The organism is Enterobacter cloacae complex sp. AR_0002, assembly GCF_001922365.1.
Classification (GTDB): Bacteria; Pseudomonadota; Gammaproteobacteria; order Enterobacterales; family Enterobacteriaceae; genus Enterobacter; species Enterobacter hormaechei_C.
Genome location: NZ_CP018814.1, coordinates 2,597,250 through 2,613,464 on the forward strand (window position 1 = coordinate 2,597,250; position 16,215 = coordinate 2,613,464).

The window sequence follows — 16,215 nt, forward strand, 5'->3', positions numbered from 1 at the left end:
CTACCTTTTCGTTAATTTAGACTCAAGCGCGTAATTAAGATTAATTTTGTCATTTTTGATCTGGAATGGCATTCAGACTGCACCACTTATTCGGCACTTTTGATTAGGAACAAGTCATTTGACATTAGGAATAGTAGACTTCCTGTTGCCTTAATGACTCATCCTTTATTAAAAACAATGCGCTAATCCTGATAAGAATAATCACCATAGGTGTAAGACTCAGCAGCCCTTTTTTCTACACCGTTAAATATCGTACCCTGAATGGCAACATCATTTTGTTCAAAGCGGCGCAGTCCCGCCTCCACTTCTTTTATCGAGTTTTGTTCGAACCGCACCACCATCAGGGAAGTCGATGCATATCTTCCTATAATCGCTGCGTCCGTTACGCTCAGGATGGGAGGGGTATCAACGATTACCACGTCGTACAACGTTGAGCATGCCCTTATCAACTCTGCAAAATTATCCGTCATGATGAGTTCCGCCGGGTGAGTGACCATGCGCCCGCGGCCGATAAAATCCACTCCTGAATATTCGGTTTTCTGAATAACGCTTTCGATATTGCCGCCTTCCGTTAAGAAATCAGCCAGGCCGGCTCTGCTCTCGGTCTTTGAGAAAATGCGATGCAAATATCCTCTGCGTAAATCGCAGTCAATCAACAATGCCCGTGTTCCCGCCTGAGCCATCAGGACAGCCAGGTTGGAGCAGACAAATGACTTCCCTACCCCAGGAGAGGTGCCGGAGATCATTAATATGTTATTACCGGCTTTAAGCATGGCGAAATGGAGACTGGTACGAAGCCCTCTCAGCGCCTCTATCGCAAGCGACGTTGGGGCTGAATTTGCCAGCAGCTCATCAGACTGATACGTCGGGATCGCACGGCACCGTCTGCGCTTCGTCAACTCCGGAGCGAGGGGAACAACCGCATACACTGGAATATCGCGCATCTCAAGTTCCGCCGGCTGCCTGATCCCTTTTATCAGCATGTTGCGAACAAGGATGATCCCCGATGAGAAAAGGAAACCGAGCATGGCTGACAGAATAACAATCAGCAGCTTTTTAGGTTTGACCGGCTTCAGCTGCGTTACCGCGCGATCGATAATACGCACGTTGCCCAGCGTACTGGCCTTACTAATATTTAATTCATGCTGTTTATTCAGTAAAACCAGATAAATGTCATTACCCATCTGCACATCGCGGGTCATACTCAGGATCTCTTGCTGCGTGCTGGGCATCGCGCTAATTCGCTGGTTGAGCTTCTCTTTTTCTGCAACAAGAATCGCTTTTTTCTCTGACAATGCTTTATACGCAGGGTGCGTTCGTTTATACAGCTTGGAGATTTCTGCTTCCTTGAACGTCAGTTCATTAAGTTGAGTGTCAATAGCAACAACATTATCCAGAATAAATTTCGCTTCTAATGATAAGTCAACAGACTCATTATTCTTCCGAAATTCATTAAGTTTACTTTCAGCCTCTATCAAATTACTTTTAATTTGCAGTAACTGTTTATTTAAAAAAGCCAGGCTTTTACTGGCCTCTTCTGACTTCCGCGCAACGTCCTGAGCCAGATAGTTATGTGCTATATTATCGAGTATTTTGCTGATAATCACCGGTTCGGGGCCAGTCATGCTCAAATGTAACATGCCGTTCCCACCCGATTTGGTATCAATGGAGAGTCTCTCCTTTATTTCTTCGATGACAGAATACTCGTTGCGCTTTATAATAATAAATGAAGTATTTTCAGTGAGCTGAGCGCTGTCAATCAGGAAATCAACGTCGTCAGTGTGGACAGGCACACCGACTTTGCCCTCAACAATGGACTCTCCGACATATAATACGAAGCCTCCAGACTGAACCATGTCCAGCTTCAGGGGCTGATTGATATACGGTTCCGGTACGGAAAGATAGGCAATCGCAATTTTCGCCGGTTGATGACCGAACAGACGTTGCAATAGGCCGTTGGCTACAGGATAGGTTTTTTCAGTCGTGACGATATCCAGCCCTAAATCGCGCACCGTTTTTCCAATCACCAGGCGTGATTTTATTAACGACACTTCTGATTCAGAACTTACCCCTGCCCCCTCAGGTAGCACAGGGGACAGCTTGCTTAATATTCCCAGAGAAGGGTTTTTCTCAACCTGAATTAACGCATCACTTTTGTAAATGGGCGTCAAAGTGTTAGCAATAATAATGCCGCACACAATAAACAGGAGAGTCGTGGCCGCTATCCACACTTTGCTATAAAATAAAACCTTGAGGATATGGACAAGATCAATCTCCTCCCCGCGCTGGAGATAATCGGGAGGATCGTTGCTAACGTATCTGTTATTCATACGGTAATCAGCCTTACTTATTCAATCTGCTGAAAAACCTTTACCCATTCTTCAGCAGAGGATAAAAGTTGTTTAAAAATCAAATCTGATATTTCACGTCCCCGGTGGTACGGGTCGGCAATTTCGAGCTGCTGAAGCCAGTAGCCGAATAAAAACGTTTTCCCCCTGGCCTCCATGGCCATCCGGGTTACCGCTTCAATATGATTCTTCTCCATCGTCAGGATAAGATCGTACTCACGGCACATCGCTGGGGTGAGCTGACGTGCGATATGCCCTTCCAGAGAAAATCCATAATTCCGGGCGGTTTGCAGAATAACGGGATCGGCACATTCACCCGATAGTGCTGAAATCCCGGCGGAGTCCACCGTCATTTCCGGCAAGCAGGAACGCAATATTCGTTCTCCCGCCGGAGAACGACATATATTGCCCGTGCAAACCACCAGGATGGCGTTATAGTGCCCCTTCACGATTAATTTCCCCAGTTTCTCACAAAGCGAGTCGTTTCCGTCAGGCTGTAGATACCCGTAATGGTCGGCATTAGCTGGTTAATGACCCTGTTCCAGCGCGCAACTGGTGCGGATGTCACATAGACAATGTCGTAAGGCTTGAGCTTAAATTCTGTTCCAAGTACCAGTGCAGTAGCATCTCGCGCGTCGAGCTGGTAGATCGCCGCACGTTTCTCGTTTACGTCTTCTGATTTGGCCTCAGAACGGATCACGAATATCCCACTGGCATCGCTGGTTAGCTGATTCATCCCCTCAGCATTCCCCAGCGCTTCCGTCAGCGTCATGCCTGAGCGATCCATTTTCATGGTGCTCTGCTTAACAACATCCCCCATGACAAACACTTTTAAATCGTCATTGCGTGGGACATAGAGAATATCGCCCGGATAAAGCAATTTATTCTGCTGTAAATCGCCATACTGCATGAGGGCCTGAAGCGAAATTGTCGACTTTTTGCCCCCCTGGGTTAATACCACATTGCTCCAGTCGGCATTTTCCGTCAGGCCACCGGCCTGGTTTACTGCATCAATAATCGTCAGCGGCACGTTAGTAATAGGCTGCTGGCCAGACTGGTTTACCTCACCCGATACCGTGACCTTCTGTGAACGGAACGCAGCAATCCCCACTTCCACCTGAGGAGACTCAATATATTTCGCCAGATGCCCGGTAATCATCTCTCTGACTTCCGTCACCGTTTTATCCTTCACGACAACTTTCCCGATGTAGGGATAAAAAATAGTTCCGTCTGAATGTACCCAGTTTCCCGTATCGCTGGCGCTTCGATACTGTCCTGATGGAGTGGTGAGTTCCGGATGTTCCCAAACGGTCACCATAATAATGTCGCCAACACCAATACGGTATTCATACGCCTCCAGGCGCTTGTTTAGCTCTGCATTGCCCTGGGCAACAGCCACGTTTTCCCGCAGCTGCGCTATCAGCGCAGGTGTGACGGGATAAACATGAATATCCAGCTCGCTCTGCTTATTCTCCTGCGAATGAACCACTTTTTTTCCGGAGGTATCGATATGGCTGCCCGGCGCGATCTGGCAGCCGGCAAGAAGTAAGGTAGAACTTAAAATAAACAGAACCGCGATTTTTTTCATGCTTTTCACAATGTCATCCCTGTACAACGACACTCTCTTTAATTAATCGGCCAAACGACATGCTTCCCGTAAGGAAGAAATCCAGCAAGCCATTATTTATAAAATTATAACCATCACATGTTTTGCCTGTCCTGGATATGTGGATTATTCCTGGTTGAAAACATCGCTTTCTTACATTAATGTCAGCGTGAAATTACATTCCTGCGAGGTTAACAATTCCCATTTACTGAAGGAGTGTTCTTAATTAATAGTTTATTCATGTCGTGTAAAATAAAAATATATTCATACCGTAGTACCTGTCTGTCGGTATGCAACATTACGAAGATGGACTCCTTCCATTCAAGTTAACCAAAGGAATACCAATGGATACGTCTAAAGTTATTTTATCACGATGTCAGTTTAGCAATATCGGTCTACATCATTTGCTTTCAGAAACATTCAGGAAAGAGAAAGTCATCTCTTTTGACAATCAACAGAATCTTTTTTCCTGGACTAAAGAGGTCAGGAGGGGCTCTTTTTTTACCCTATATTTAGTTTTACCTGACTCGATATACAGTAATATCATTTACTTCCACTGGCTGATCTCTCTTCGAAAAAAAGCGCATAATGCAACCATATCAGAAGTTATTATCGCCTATCATTCGGATATTTTTCCCACACTGTTTTCCTGCATTTGCTCCCATTTCAGGCATCGTCTTGTAAACATAAATAATCTTACGAACGATGAGATCATCAAAAAAATGCATGCCCAGCGTCACCCCAGCAAAAGCAAGGTAGTTAACAAATACATCGAACTGACGCATATGGAGTTTTGTGTGTTGAAGCTGATGATTGCGGGTTACACCATTGATGACATTAGCCTCGTGCACAACATTAAACCTAAAACAACCTACACCTATACCAATAATATTATGAAGCAACTGGGTTTTAACTCGTTGAAAAAAATATATTCCTGTGGCGAGATCATCCGGGAGTCAATCGAGAACGAGATTATCAGGGAGAAGAAAAAATACTACAGCAGCGCCAGCCCTCTTGCTTTCGAACCCCAGTGTGCATAATCGCCGTTAACCCTTCCTCGCTTCTGCAAAAAAATACGGAAAGCATCGCTGCGATCCGTATTTTCTTTAGGCATAATTAGTAGCTTTTCACTAAAATTTCTACACGACGGCTATTAACGTTACAACCCGCCGCTTGCTGGGTGGCACTGGTTCCACAACCTTCAGCGGTTTGTGCTACCCCCTGTCCAACTGTGTTATTAATAAGCTCTGGCTTAATACCTTTCTCAATCAATAACGAACGAACCGTATTCGCACGCGCTTCAGAGAGACGCTGGTTGGCTTCACGGCTACCAATCGCATCGGTATAACCAATAATCTGAATTTCACGAACGTTATTCGCCTGGCGGATAAATTTCACTACCTCATCCAACTTCTGGCGAGATTCCGCAAAAATGCCCACCGTGTTGCTTGCGGCAAAGCGGAACAGTACCTGCTCCTGAATAAGCACTATGCCGGTATTATTAACGTAATCACAGGGTTTGACCTGCGAGGCTCGATTAATAATCCTGGTCTGCTTATGCATATTTTTCAGAAGTGATTCCGCGCGCGCGCGTTCCTCCAGCGCCGCCGTATTTCCCGTAGTGCCTGGGTTCACCTGAATAAAATAGGTTTGAGCACTTTCGGTATTGAGCTGCTGCTGCGGGTTTTGTTTGCCCTGATAGGTCGGCTGGTCGTTGAACCAGGATTCCACCGTGTGCGCACCGGGTGCGGCACACAGGACGGTAAACTGGCCTGGCAACAGCACCGACTGCAGCTCGCGGTCCACATAGACTGTCGCAGGAACGGTGCCCTGCGGATAATAGACGACAACCTGCGCCAGTTCAGGCGTTACGCCAGCTACCGGACGATAAGGCTGCGGTGCCGTATTTTTCGGCGCTGGTTTAATCACTACCGGTAAATCGATGGCCTTTTCCACTTTTTCGGCTGAATAAGCGGGATTAGCCATAAATGCACTTAAGGCAGCAGCGACACAGAACGCCAGATTAATTTTTTTAAAATTCCGAGGGGTTACTTTCATTTATCAAATTCCCGATTAACCCAGTGATTGATCGTAAAACAACAGAGATGCGCAGAAATCCCGCCATCCGAAGATGGCGGGATTTACTGGGTTACATCATTATTTGGTTATTCTGCAGCAGCGTAACCAGATCGGTTTGAACATCAGCCAGCGTGACAACCTGAGTAAATCCATGCTGTCCGCCCTGACCGTCACGGTCGATACTGATCACGGTATCGCTTCCGACAACTTCCACCTTGACGTAATCCAGCACGCCGCGGGAGGAGTAATCCAGCTCCAGTTTTCCATCGTCCTCGAAGAAGGAGATATAGACATAGACGGTATTGCCCGCTTCGCCGATACCGCTAATGAGCGGCTTGCTGTCATCGGTGATTTCACCGCTGGCAACGTTGCCCTGACGATCGCCTACGTCATCCGCTACGGCGGTAATTTTCAGAACATCTGCTGAAGCATCAGGCGCGGTAGTGTCAACTTCAAACTCCAGCGCTTCCGAGGGGTCGCTGGTATTGCCCGCCTTATCCGTTTGCGTAACGGTGATGCTGTGATCGCCTTCGCCCAGCGGTTTCTCCGGTTTCAGCGACCAGTTGCCTTCGTCATCGATGACGGTAGAGCCCAGAACTTCATCACCATCATAAATGGTCACGGTGTCGCCCGGTTCACCTTTACCGCTGAATACCGGACGCGTTTCGTCAGTGACGTCGCCGCCCTTCAGCTGGCCGGTAATCGGACCGGTATTATCTTCAGCATAGACCCTGTCCGGTCTTGCCGGCGGCGTGGTATCGACAATGATCTGGATCGGATCGGAGGGTTGGCCGACATTACCCAGCGGATCTTCTTCAATCACCTCAACGTTATGCTCACCCTCGCTGAGATCTTTCTCAGGCGTGTAGGTCCACTTCCCTTCGTCATCGACGATAACGGAGCCGATCTCTTTGTCGTTATCCTTGATAACGATGGTATTGCCCGGCGTGCCTTCACCGCTGAATGAAGGTTTAGTGTCATCCGTCACGTCACCCGGCTTAAGCGGACCCGTTACCGGACCGTTGTCGTCAATAACTGACGGCGTTTCTGCTTTCCCCGGAGGTTCCGTCAGAACAATAAAATCACGTTCATCAGAAGGCTCGCTGACGTTACCCGCTTTATCCGTCTGGCTAACCGTGATGCTGTGGTTGCCGTCAGTCAGGTTTTCTGAAGGTTTGAAATACCAACGACCGTCGTCGTTAACGCTGGTTTCGCCGATCTTTTTACCGTTATCGTAAATGGTAATCGTCGCGCCCGCTTCACCGGTACCGCTCATCTCCGGTTTTGGATCGTCGGTGTAAGCGTCTTCAAGGATCTCGCCGGTGACTTTACCCACTTTATCCATGATGTGCTCAATCGTTGGCGCATCTGGCGCAACGGTATCAACCACGATGGTAATGGGGTCAGACGGCGGGCTCATGTTGCCGTCCGGATCTTCAACCACAACGGAGAGGTCATGTTCACCGTCGCCCAGCGGCTTATCCGGCGTATAGCTCCATTCGCCTTCGTCGTCGACGATGACGGAGCCAATTTCCTTATCATTATCGATGATATGGATGGTATCGCCCGGCTTGCCTTTACCGATTAATGAAGGCGTTGAGTCATCAGTCACGTCTCCAGACTTAAGCGGTCCTTTAATCGAGCCTTCATCATCCACAGCCTTGCCAATGCTCGGTTTTTCGGGGGCGGGCTGGCTATCGCTTTCATCCTTGTCCAGTTCGGACAGAGCAAACGCAGCGCCAACACCTGCCGCCGCAAGCGCAAACCACCCTAACATGCCAAACAGCATGTCATTTTCGTCGTCCGGGGCAGACAAAAGAGGCCCACCGGCGCCTAACGGTTCACCGCCCAGGGCAACCGGAGCCAGACCACCTTCAGCCATGAGATAGCCATTATCGTAGCTTTCACCAGACAAAGGGATATAGGCATAAAGCAATCCATCTTCGGCCATACCCATCAGGGTTGGGTTTTTCGAATCGCCGTCAAAATAATTTTCAATAATAATGCTGGGCTGTGTGTCGCCTTCCTGAATAATATGTAACGCTTTGCCAACGCGTTGAAGCGTAATATTTTCTGGCGCAAAGTCGTCATTCACATTTTTCAGCAAATATTTATTGCCGGGGATAAGCTTTACCTTAACCGTACGGCCTGCATCTGCTGTCAACAACCGCGTTTTACCGTCTCCGTTGTTGACCGCTAAAATGACCTTATTTTCAGTCATACTTAAAGTCCTTGGTGAAATTCAATGCTAAATTAAGGACATATGCACATCGGCGTGAATACATCCTTTAGTGCCATGCTCTTATGCCTTCCTTACATAATTCACGCCCATAGAGTCTATTGACATGATGCTCAAAAATAGCATGACTGGTTTCTTTATAGAGGTAGGAAAAAACCACGAGAGAACCTACGCAGGATTAAGAATAGTTAACACCAGAGGGTTATTAAGAATGACGAGAAAACAGAATTATAAGAGGAGGGAAATGATGTAATTAACCTACACTATTTTTAAGCGGATTAGAATTGATTAAATACAAAAAACAGAATGGTATAAATATGATTTTCAGCAGATGTGCCAGAGCAGAAATTAAGGAAAACATGAGAAAGAGGAAAAACAAAAAGGCCCACGTTACAAGTAACGTGGGCCTGAATAGTGGCGGAACGGACGGGACTCGAACCCGCGACCCCCTGCGTGACAGGCAGGTATTCTAACCGACTGAACTACCGCTCCACTGTTCCCGTGTGGGGAACGAGGCGAATATTACGGTTTGACTCTGAACTCGTCAACGCTTTTTCTTAACTTTTGAATCGTTTGCTGCAAAAATCACCCAAACGATGAATTAACAAACGTTTCGGCACCTTTTCAGGCGCGCCACAGACAGCTCCCGCCCTTCTTCTGCACCAAATCAAGACGAGACTCGTGATTCATCAACTCTTCATCACTGGCTAAAACGACCCGTAAGCGATTCGCCTGACGCACAATGCGCTGAATTCCCCCTTCATCTCGCGTCTGCTGGGATTCATTTTCCATACTGAATTTCATCGACGTTTGCCCGCCGGTCATGGTCAGGTAGACATCGGCCAGGATCTGGGCATCGAGCAACGCGCCGTGCAGCGTTCGCTTGGTGTTGTCTATCTCATAGCGAGAGCACAGGGCATCAAGGCTGTTACGCTTGCCGGGGAACATCTTCCTTGCCAGCGCCAGGCTATCCGTGACTTTACAGAACGTATTCGTCTTCGGAATATCACGGTTGAGCTTGCTGAACTCATAGTCCATAAAGCCGATATCGAACGACGCGTTATGAATGACAAGTTCCGCACCTCTGATGTAGTCGAGAAATTCATCTGCGACGTCGGCAAAGGTGGGCTTATCCAGCAAAAACTCATCGGCAATTCCGTGAACGCCGAACGCTTCCGGGTCCACCAGCCGATCGGGTTTAAGGTAAACGTGGAAGTTGTTGCCCGTAAGGCGACGGTTCACCACTTCAACGGCACCAATCTCAATGATTTTATGCCCTTCGTAGTGGGCGCCAATCTGGTTCATACCGGTGGTTTCGGTATCGAGAACAATCTGGCGAGTAATTGCAGTGCTCATAGCGGTCATTTATGTCAGACTTATCGTTTTACTGAACGTTTCAAATACAGGAAGTCTACCAGAGATGCGTAAACAGGTAGAAATTTTCACCGATGGATCTTGTCTCGGTAACCCAGGGCCCGGCGGCTATGGTGCCATTATGCGCTATCGCCAGCATGAAAAAACCTTTAGTGAAGGCTATTTCCTGACCACCAACAACCGCATGGAGTTGATGGCGGCCATCGTGGCGCTGGAAGCGTTAAAAGAACATTGCGACGTGGTGCTGAGTACCGACAGCCAGTATGTCCGCCAGGGCATTACCCAATGGATCCACAACTGGAAAAAACGCGGCTGGAAAACGGCAGAGAAAAAACCGGTCAAGAATGTCGATCTCTGGAAGCGTCTTGATGCCGCCCTCGGTCAGCACGAAATCAAATGGGAGTGGGTAAAGGGGCACGCCGGTCATCCTGAAAACGAACGCTGTGACGAGCTGGCTCGCGCGGCGGCATCCAACCCAACCCATGAGGATGCAGGTTATCAACCTGAATCCTGATCACGGTTTTTTGTACTGCCGCGTGGCCCCCACGGTCTGGCGGATCCGCGTTTTTGATTTGCTTTGCTTCATTGGGTTTAGCGTAAGGGGGATCGTCCTCTTACGCGCGACAATAAATTGCATGCAGCCCAGCGCGGGTAAATGGGTGCTTAATAAAACCCCGCCTTTACGCGTCCAGGGGATGACCTGAAAACCCCCATAGCTCAGCACTTCGAAATTTAACAGTGAAAGCCAGTCCAGCTGGCGCATCATGGTAAACATCCTGCTGTTATAGGGCGGCGTGCGGCGCAGAACGGGCGTCAGTTTACGTAGCCCCATCAGACTCAGCGGATTAAAACCGCTCAGGATCAGCCAGCCGTCATCAATCAAAACGCGGTCGGCTTCCCGCAGCAGACGATGGGGATCGCTGCACCAGGGCAGCGTATGGGCGAGCAGACAGGCATCAATGGATTTTTCCGCAAACGGCAAATGCAGCGGATCCGCTTTCACCTGAACCGGGGAGCCATTAAGCGATACGCTAACCTGATGCGAGATAGCGCAGCTTTCGGTATTGATTTCTGCGCTCAGATTGCCAATCTTAAGCAGGTGAAAACCATACATTTTCGCGAGCCAGGGTTTAAGCTGAAGTTCTAAGGCCTCGCGATAATATTCACCCCAGGGCAACTCTGCCCAACGTTCCGGTGGTGCGACAGTCTGAGGTATCCTTGCCGGTTTCATCAAAACACCCGCCACGCTATAAGAGGTAATGCATGAATCTTATCAGTATTTCCGCCTTTCAGGACAATTACATCTGGGTTTTAGTCGACGACGATCGCAGATGCATCATTGTTGATCCAGGCGAATCCGCACCGATCCTGCACGCGATAAAAGAAAACGGCTGGCAGCCTGAAGCGATCCTACTTACCCATCACCATCACGATCATGTCGGCGGTGTTCCCGATCTCCTTGCGCGCTATCCTCATCTTCCCGTCTACGGACCGGCAGAGACACAGGATAAGGGTACGACGCAAGTTGTCGAAGAAGGCGAAAGTATCCTCATTCTCGGGTGGGAGTTTTCCGTATTTGCTACGCCAGGTCACACTTCCGGTCATCTCTGTTTCTACAGCAAACCTTATCTGTTTTGTGGCGACACGCTGTTTTCTGGCGGCTGTGGAAGGCTGTTTGAAGGCATGCCAGAACAGATGTATCAATCTTTACAAAAAATTAATGCGCTTCCAGCCGACACCGTAATTTGTTGCGCACATGAGTATACATTAGGGAATATGAAGTTTGCTGCAAGCGTGCTGCCTGAGGATCGGGCGATTCAGGATTATTACCTGAAAGTGAAGGAGTTACGTGCAAAAAACCAAAAAACACTCCCCGTAATTCTGAAAAATGAACGACAAATTAATTTATTTTTAAGAACTGATGATGTTGATTTAATTAATAAAATTAATCAAGAAACAAATTTGTTACAACCTGAAGCGCGATTTGCATGGTTAAGGTCAAAGAAAGATAACTTCAGATAATTGCGGGTTGCCTTTTCAAAATTTCGCCGTTATCATCGCTCGTCTTTTAAGCAACTATTGACACACACATGAAGGCAAAAGCGATATTACTCGCCTCTGTCCTGCTTGTAGGTTGCCAGTCACAAAACGGCAGCAACGTACAACAGCACGCACAGAGCCTTTCTGCGGCTGGTCAAGGGGAAGCAGGGAAGTTTACGAGTCAGGCGCGATGGTTGGACGATGGGACATCCTTCGCGCAGGAACAAGACTTGTGGGCCTCTATTGGCGACGAGCTAAAGATGGGAATTCCGGAAAACAGCCGGATTCGCGAACAGAAACAGAAGTATTTGAGAAATAAGAGCTATCTCCACGATGTAACATTACGGGCAGAGCCGTATATGTACTGGATAGCCGGGCAAGTTAAGAAACGTAACATGCCTATGGAACTGGTACTACTACCCATAGTGGAGAGCGCTTTTGACCCGCACGCGACGTCTGGCGCCAATGCAGCAGGCATCTGGCAGATCATTCCGAGCACAGGGCGAAATTATGGTTTAAAGCAGACCCGCAACTACGATGCGCGTCGTGATGTTGTCGCTTCAACGACAGCCGCTCTCGACATGATGCAACGTCTGAACAAGATGTTTGACGGCGACTGGTTATTGACTGTCGCGGCGTATAACAGTGGTGAAGGTCGTGTACTGAAGGCAATGAAAGCGAATAAAGCGCGTGGAAAATCCACAGACTTCTGGTCGCTCTCACTGCCACAGGAAACAAAGATTTACGTACCGAAAATGCTGGCACTGAGTGACATTCTCAAGAACAGCAAACGTTACGGTGTACAACTGCCAACACCAGACGAAAGTCGTGCACTGGCGCGTGTCCGCCTCAGCAGCCCGGTTGATATTCAACAGGTTGCCGATATGACGGGTATGTCGGTAAGTAAGCTTAAAACCTTTAATGCAGGTGTTAAAGGCTCCACGCTGGGTGCTAGTGGCCCACGCTATGTGATGGTTCCGCAGAAACATGCGGAACAGTTACGAGAGTCTTTAGCTTCGGGTGAAATCGCAGCCGTTCAGTCCACGCTGATCGCTGATACGTCGCCTGTAAGCAGCCGCAGCTATAAGGTGCGTTCAGGTGATACGCTTTCAGGTATTGCATCACGTCTTGGCGTGAATGCGAAAGATCTCCAGCAGTGGAATAATCTGCGCGGATCTGGTCTGAAAGTGGGTCAAACGCTGAACGTAGGTGCAGGTAGCAGCGCACAGCGTCTCGCTAAAAACAGCGATAGCATTACCTATCGCGTACGTAAAGGCGACTCGCTGTCCAGTATTGCTAAGCGTCACGGCGTAAACATCAAAGATGTGATGCGCTGGAACAACGATACTGACAACCTGCAACCTGGCGACCAGCTGACGTTGTTTGTGAAAAACAGCGCTACGCCAGATTCCTGATAGTACGTTCGCTTGTTAAAAAGGCACCGATTCCCCTCGGTGCCTTTTTTGTTTATCCTGCTTTTTGCGCTTCAGCCATAATGGTGTCGCTAGTAAACGAACCATCGTCATGCAGCTCAAAGTACGCCTTCACATCAGCAGAGGCGCTCTCCTGGTACAATCGGATCGCCTGAGTTAATGCCTCGGGGGTGCGCATCCGCGCAATCCATGACGCAAACTCCAGCGGCAAACGGTCGGTTATCAATGAGCGTGAAATCAAGCCGGCTTCGGTGATAAACGTAAGCCACTCTCCACTGGAGTAGTTTTGCACGTGCGAGGTATCACGCAGCGCTTCAACCGTCTGGAGCCAGATATTTCGTACCGGATGTCCGGGAGACATCACGTCCATGATGATGAAGATTCCGCCCGGTTTGAGTACGCGTTTCACTTCCCGTAATGCCTGCCCCACATCATGCCAGTGGTGTGCAGAGTAACGGCTAATCACAACCTCAAACGATGCATCCTCAAAGGGTAATGATTCAGCGTAGCCCTGGCGCGTCGTGACGTTATTCAGTCCTTTCGCTTTCGCCGCTTCAGCGACCACATCGAGCATCTGGCTCGATAAGTCATACGCCGTCACCTGAGCAACCTGCTCTGCGGCGGTAAAACTGGCATGCCCTGCCCCGCAGCCTAAGTCCAGCACGTGCGCGTCAGGAAACGCGGCGAGCCGCTCGCCGAGACGCACCAGGTCGCGGCCAGAGGCGTGCACGGCGCTGCTCAGGTAGGCACTTGCCTGCGAACCAAACTGTTTTTCGACGTTGTCATGATGGGAGTGTGTTGTTGTCATGTTGCTGTCCTTTTATGGGTTAAAAAATAAAGGGCAGCACCCGCACAGGCCTGCCCCACGGCAGACCTGACGCACCATTATTTATCAGGTTTGCCGGGACTGAATTCAACTAGTAGAGGATTATGATCGGAGGCGCGCGTCACCAGAACGGAGGCGTCGTGCACGCTTAAACCCCGATAGAAGACAAAATCGAGAGGACGACCAAACGCTTTCTTGCGCTGGTCATCGTTAAAACGAACTTCACGCAGCGACATTTCACGCGCGAAGCGGTACAACGCGTTCATACGCGGACGGCTCCAGGCATTGAAGTCCCCTGCCATAATGATCGGCCCACTGTGATGAGCAATCTGATCGCCAATGGGAAGTAACTGCTTACTGTACACATCAACACCGAGGCTGAAGTTCACCGCATGAATGTTTACCACCATCAGCAGACGGGTGTCGGGCAACGGATAGACTGTGACCAGCGCCGATTTTGCCAGACGCAGGATCGGCTCACGTTCACGCAGCGGGCAGCAATAGACCGGATGTGCGGCTGAAAGGGTCATCACCCCAGAAGGATGCTGTGGCAGAACAAAGGCAGGCACCTGATCGGCTGCAAGATAGTTTGTCGTTGCAAACCTGACCAGCTCAGGCGTGGTTTGCGCCTCCTGTAACAGAACCAGATGCGCATCTTTACCAAAATTTTGAAGTACGGATAACCACTCCGCACGCTGTTGTTTAAAGATGTTCCACACCAGTACGCGAATTTTTTCGTCACTGCTTAATGGCGTGCCCGCTGGTAATGCCTGACCCAGGCTCGCAAACGACCCCGGAGGCAAGATCCTCTCCGCGGGCATTCCGGCAACATAACGCATGGCATAGGTATTTTTTCGCACTTTTGGAAACGACCTCTGTAACATGAACCAGCCCGGAAAACGGACTGGTTCTAATGTTATAGGGATTTTAGGTCACACTTTCAACGCAATTACTGAGAAACCGCTTTCCAGTTTTGTAAGCAAGCACTTACTGATACTTATCCAAGCGCGACGCGAGCGGGTTTATCAAGCCGTCCACTCAGACCAATAAGGAGGAAAGCGACAAGCACAATTACCGCACCAATCCATGGCGTTTGGGTTAATCCAACGTGTTCAACCGTCTGCCCGCCGATAACCGATCCGAGTGCGATGCCGATATTGAATGCGGCGATATTCAGGCCGGATGCGACATCCACCGCATTGGGCGAATAGCGTTCGGCTTTCTGTACAACATAGACCTGCAATCCCGGTACGTTACCAAACGCGAATATTCCCATAACCAACACGGTTACCAGCGCGGCGTATTGTATCGACGCGGTGAACTGGAAAATCATCAGCAGGACAACCAGCGCGGCGAAAATGAATTTCAGCGCCGGTACCGCACCATGCTTATCCGCAAGTTTGCCGCCCCAGATATTGCCGATTGCGACGGAGATACCGTAGCCCAGTAAAATCCAGCTCACTGCGCCCGGAGAAAAACCAGCCAGTTCCTGCATCATCGGTGCAAGGAAAGTGAACGCAGTGAACACACCTCCATAACCCAGAGCCGTAACGGCATAGATCAGCAGCAGGCGCGGGTGTGTGAGAACCTTAACCTGATCGCTCAGGCTGGCGCTCGCGCGCCCCGGAATACTGGAGGGTACCAGCAGCAGGCTGGCTACCAGAGCAATCACGCCCAACAGCGATACCGCGAGGAAGGTTTCTCGCCAGCCAAAATGTTGCCCAATAAACGTTCCTAACGGCACGCCGGTGACCAGCGCAACGGTTAAGCCGCCAAACATAATCGCAATGGCTGACGCCGCTTTCTCTTTTGGCACCAGGCTGGTTGCAATCGTGGAACCGATGGAGAAAAAGACACCGTGCGCGAGGCCAGTCAGCAAACGGGCAATGACCAGCGTGGTGTAGTCCGGAGCCTGCCACGCCAGAATATTGCCGGCGGTGAAGAGCACCATCAGGGCAACTAACAGTTTTTTACGCGCAAAGCGCCCAGTCAATGCGGTCAGCACAGGCGCCCCAACAGCGACGCCTAACGCGTAAATAGATACCAGCAGCCCGGCAGAAGGCAGCGAAATGGCGAGTTGTTCAGCAATGGTGGGAACAAGTCCTACAATAACAAATTCGGTCGTGCCAATTGCGAAGGCACTGATCGTCAGGGCAAGAAGCGCCAGTGGCATAAATACTCCGTCTCTTCAGGATTATGATGACAGGCAGTATGCGCCAGTGTTTAAATAACAAAAATGGTTAGAATCTCAATAGAATTTTGCGGATGAT

At 49.4% G+C, this 16,215-nt stretch carries 14 protein-coding genes and 1 tRNA gene; 4 read left to right on the forward strand and 11 right to left on the reverse strand.

What is annotated here, in order from left to right:
• Positions 1-182: 182 nt before the first annotated feature.
• Genes AM329_RS12845 through AM329_RS12855 form a run of 3 tightly spaced genes read right to left on the reverse strand, consistent with a single transcriptional unit; the run spans position 183 to position 3,936 of the window.
• Positions 183-2,330: a polysaccharide biosynthesis tyrosine autokinase gene (locus AM329_RS12845; protein WP_032608588.1), complete on the reverse strand. Its 2,148-nt coding sequence runs from the start codon at positions 2,328-2,330 to the stop codon at positions 183-185.
• Between the two features lie 17 nt (positions 2,331-2,347).
• Positions 2,348-2,797, reverse strand: coding sequence for a protein-tyrosine-phosphatase (locus AM329_RS12850; RefSeq protein ID WP_032608587.1), 450 nt, complete (start codon positions 2,795-2,797; stop codon positions 2,348-2,350).
• Between the two features lie 2 nt (positions 2,798-2,799).
• Positions 2,800-3,936, reverse strand: coding sequence for a polysaccharide export protein (locus tag AM329_RS12855; RefSeq protein ID WP_023315446.1), 1,137 nt, complete (start codon positions 3,934-3,936; stop codon positions 2,800-2,802).
• A gap of 362 nt (positions 3,937-4,298) precedes the next feature.
• Here AM329_RS12855 and AM329_RS12860 point away from each other — a divergent pair, with 362 nt between their 5' ends.
• Positions 4,299-4,994, forward strand: coding sequence for a LuxR C-terminal-related transcriptional regulator (locus AM329_RS12860; RefSeq protein ID WP_023315445.1), 696 nt, complete (start codon positions 4,299-4,301; stop codon positions 4,992-4,994).
• 76 nt (positions 4,995-5,070) lie between these two features.
• Here AM329_RS12860 and AM329_RS12865 read toward each other — a convergent pair whose 3' ends face one another.
• From AM329_RS12865 to dnaQ, 4 genes are all read right to left on the reverse strand, one after another.
• Entirely contained in the window at positions 5,071-5,940 is an 870-nt protein-coding gene (locus AM329_RS12865; RefSeq protein ID WP_223831776.1) for an OmpA family protein, read from the reverse strand.
• A gap of 163 nt (positions 5,941-6,103) precedes the next feature.
• A complete protein-coding gene (locus AM329_RS12870) occupies positions 6,104-8,254 on the reverse strand; it encodes an Ig-like domain-containing protein (RefSeq protein ID WP_032608583.1) in 2,151 nt (716 codons plus the stop codon).
• A 433-nt stretch (positions 8,255-8,687) separates the two neighbouring features.
• Positions 8,688-8,764, reverse strand: a tRNA-Asp gene (locus AM329_RS12875).
• 132 nt (positions 8,765-8,896) lie between these two features.
• Complete coding sequence (gene dnaQ, locus AM329_RS12880; protein ID WP_057979995.1) at positions 8,897-9,628, reverse strand: DNA polymerase III subunit epsilon; 732 nt, start codon at positions 9,626-9,628, stop codon at positions 8,897-8,899.
• Here dnaQ and rnhA point away from each other — a divergent pair.
• Positions 9,582-10,160 carry a ribonuclease HI gene (gene rnhA / locus AM329_RS12885; protein WP_160840538.1) on the forward strand — a complete coding sequence of 193 codons (579 nt, stop codon included), beginning with the start codon at positions 9,582-9,584 and terminating at the stop codon, positions 10,158-10,160. The genes dnaQ and rnhA overlap by 47 nt on opposite strands.
• Here rnhA and AM329_RS12890 read toward each other — a convergent pair whose 3' ends face one another.
• Positions 10,161-10,877 carry a class I SAM-dependent methyltransferase gene (locus AM329_RS12890; protein ID WP_017383714.1) on the reverse strand — a complete coding sequence of 239 codons (717 nt, stop codon included), beginning with the start codon at positions 10,875-10,877 and terminating at the stop codon, positions 10,161-10,163.
• Between the two features lie 32 nt (positions 10,878-10,909).
• Between AM329_RS12890 and gloB the strand changes: the two genes are divergently transcribed.
• Both gloB and mltD read left to right on the forward strand, forming a co-directional pair.
• Entirely contained in the window at positions 10,910-11,668 is a 759-nt protein-coding gene (gene gloB / locus AM329_RS12895; protein ID WP_032608580.1) for a hydroxyacylglutathione hydrolase, read from the forward strand.
• 68 nt (positions 11,669-11,736) lie between these two features.
• Complete coding sequence (gene mltD, locus AM329_RS12900) at positions 11,737-13,101, forward strand: murein transglycosylase D (RefSeq protein WP_022650424.1); 1,365 nt, start codon at positions 11,737-11,739, stop codon at positions 13,099-13,101.
• Between the two features lie 52 nt (positions 13,102-13,153).
• On the opposite strand, the gene AM329_RS12905 is transcribed toward mltD, so the two are convergent.
• From AM329_RS12905 to AM329_RS12915, 3 genes are all read right to left on the reverse strand, one after another.
• Positions 13,154-13,927 carry a class I SAM-dependent methyltransferase gene (locus tag AM329_RS12905; protein WP_003863245.1) on the reverse strand — a complete coding sequence of 258 codons (774 nt, stop codon included), beginning with the start codon at positions 13,925-13,927 and terminating at the stop codon, positions 13,154-13,156.
• 77 nt (positions 13,928-14,004) lie between these two features.
• Positions 14,005-14,805 (reverse strand): endonuclease/exonuclease/phosphatase family protein, encoded by an 801-nt coding sequence (locus AM329_RS12910; RefSeq protein ID WP_003863247.1) that lies wholly within the window; start codon positions 14,803-14,805, stop codon positions 14,005-14,007.
• A gap of 137 nt (positions 14,806-14,942) precedes the next feature.
• Complete coding sequence (locus AM329_RS12915) at positions 14,943-16,118, reverse strand: MFS transporter (RefSeq protein WP_032608578.1); 1,176 nt, start codon at positions 16,116-16,118, stop codon at positions 14,943-14,945.
• Positions 16,119-16,215 lie beyond the last annotated feature (97 nt).